General features: G+C 35.1%; 3 protein-coding genes and 1 pseudogene. All 4 read right to left on the bottom strand.

What is annotated here, in order from left to right; all coding sequences use genetic code 11:
• Positions 1–280 precede the first annotated feature (280 nt).
• The 4 genes and pseudogenes from DEX24_RS17935 to DEX24_RS16725 all read right to left on the bottom strand — a co-directional run bounded on the left by DEX24_RS17935 (position 281) and on the right by DEX24_RS16725 (position 1,910).
• On the bottom strand, positions 281–409 hold the full coding sequence (locus DEX24_RS17935) for a transposase (protein ID WP_170112991.1): 129 nt from the start codon (positions 407–409) through the stop codon (positions 281–283).
• A gap of 186 nt (positions 410–595) precedes the next feature.
• Positions 596–898: a hypothetical protein gene (locus DEX24_RS16715; protein WP_109307504.1), complete on the bottom strand. Its 303-nt coding sequence runs from the start codon at positions 896–898 to the stop codon at positions 596–598.
• Positions 899–1,100: 202 nt separating this feature from the next.
• Positions 1,101–1,403 carry a hypothetical protein gene (locus DEX24_RS16720; protein WP_109307505.1) on the bottom strand — a complete coding sequence of 101 codons (303 nt, stop codon included), beginning with the start codon at positions 1,401–1,403 and terminating at the stop codon, positions 1,101–1,103.
• A gap of 48 nt (positions 1,404–1,451) precedes the next feature.
• Positions 1,452–1,910 (bottom strand): annotated as a pseudogene (locus DEX24_RS16725) (DDE-type integrase/transposase/recombinase).
• Positions 1,911–1,921: the final 11 nt, after the last annotated feature.

Consider the following 1,921-nt stretch of genomic DNA (forward strand, 5'->3'; position numbering starts at 1 on the left):
GACCAAAAGGCAAGTAAGTAATATCTGTTACGAGCTTTTGAAGTGGCTCAGTAGCGTGGAAATCACGTTCTAAATGATTGGGTGCGACACTCGTTGGTTGCCCAGTACGCTTACGTTTCTTTACTTTTACACGACATGACCAATTATATTTTTGCATGATTTTTTGAACCGTTTTCTCGGATAAATTAGGAAAGAAACTGGCGATTTTACGATAACCATATCGGTATTTATGCGCTGCACATGTTTCACCAACATCTCGATCTCGTTTTTCTTTTGTCGTTTATGTACCTTTCTGTTTTTTCCAACGATAATAAGTGGCTCTTGCTACACCCATTAATTCACAGATTCTTCGTACAGAAATTTGGCCTCTAAGTGTCTCTACTAATTCTACAAATGCTTGTCCAACCACTTCCTTTCCAATTCCTTGTACTTTTTTAGCACTTCCGCTGGATAGCTTACTTTTGTCCCCATAGAAAAAACACCTCCACGTTGATTTACTAGGTTTAATACCCGTTTTTCAACGAAAGGTGTTTTTATTTGTCTCATTAATTTAGGTCAGTTCCACTTAAAAAATAAGTATCCATTGTTTTTTTATTTACATTTTTATATTCTCTCGTAACGCTTTATCGGCCAGATATTTAACTTTTAAGGCATCCATATCAACAGCACCAATACCAGTTGTACAATCTTTTTTCAGTTGTTCAGCCAACACTGACAGTTCTTTTTGATGTTCTTTATAACTTTCAGACTCTCGTAACATAGCGTTCACACTTTTTTGAGCTGCTTGATACTCTTTTCTTTCAGCCTGTGTAATTTTTCTTTTCGGCGGAATATTTAATTTAATTTCAAATTCGTCATTAAATATTTCTTTGACACGTTCACTAAAAGTCGTTGCCATAAAAAAACCTCACTTTCATGTTGCTTCCTTACAATTATTATACAGCGGAGTTCGATTACTATACAATTAAATCGTTTTTTGATTTCTCTATAAAAAGAGATAAATCAGTGTAATTACAGATAATTCCATCGTTATAGATTGTAGTGAAAGGGGTCGCTCTTTTGTAAAAAAGTCTTTTTAAAAGTATATTCAAACGCTTAAATTAACTATTATTTGCTTCTCTCTCGGCTTTATCAGCGTAATATTTCGCTTCAATAGCTTTCATATCAACCACACCAATACCAGCTGCTCGATCTTTTTCTAGTTGTTTAGCCCACACTGACAGTTCTTTTTGTTGTTCTTTATAATCTTCAGAATTTATTAGCATTTGATTGATTCGCTTAGCCTCTCTGTGATAACGTTCTTCTTCAGCTGGAGTCATTTTTCTAACAGGTGGAATAGTTAATCTAATTTCAAATTCGCCACGTGCTATTTCATCAATGCATTCACCAAAAGTTGTTGCCATAAAATCACTCTTTAAAATAACAAACGATTTGTTATTAGATCTCGCCCTTTAAGTGGAAACTCCGAGTAGTTGATTTATTTCTCGTGTCACTGAAAAAACCAAAATTTTGAATTCTTTTCGGCTAGACTTGTATAAGGCATATATCACTTCAATTCCCTTAATCGTGGATGAGGCAGTCCTTATGGACTGATATAGCGTGTGTCTTTTCTTGATTGACTGATGATCTTGTTCAATGATATTATTCAGATATTTATTGGTTTGATGTGTCGTTGAATCAAAGTATCCTTCTGTTTTAAGTTGATTAAAGGCGCACGTTAATGAAGGAGCTTTGTCCATCACCAAGTACCCTAGGATTCCCAAAATATTTGATTAAGCGTTTAAAAATGCGTAAGCTGCCCGACTATCACGTTTTTTTCGTAACGATCTACCTAAAGTCAGTCCGGAAGAATCGATTGCACGGTATAAATAACACCACTTCCCTTTCCCTTTCATATAGGTTTTGTCCATTCGCCAAGAAT

Origin of the sequence: Kurthia sibirica (assembly GCF_003143975.1) — a bacterium.
GTDB lineage: Bacteria > Bacillota > Bacilli > Bacillales_A > Planococcaceae > Kurthia > Kurthia sibirica.

What these genes read in the sequence shown, in the direction of transcription:
- DEX24_RS16715 (WP_109307504.1), bottom strand. Translation starts at nt 898, where the DNA reads ATGGCAACGACTTTTAGTGAACGTGTCAAAGAAATATTTAATGACGAA.
- DEX24_RS16720 (WP_109307505.1), bottom strand. Translation starts at nt 1,403, where the DNA reads ATGGCAACAACTTTTGGTGAATGCATTGATGAAATAGCACGTGGCGAA.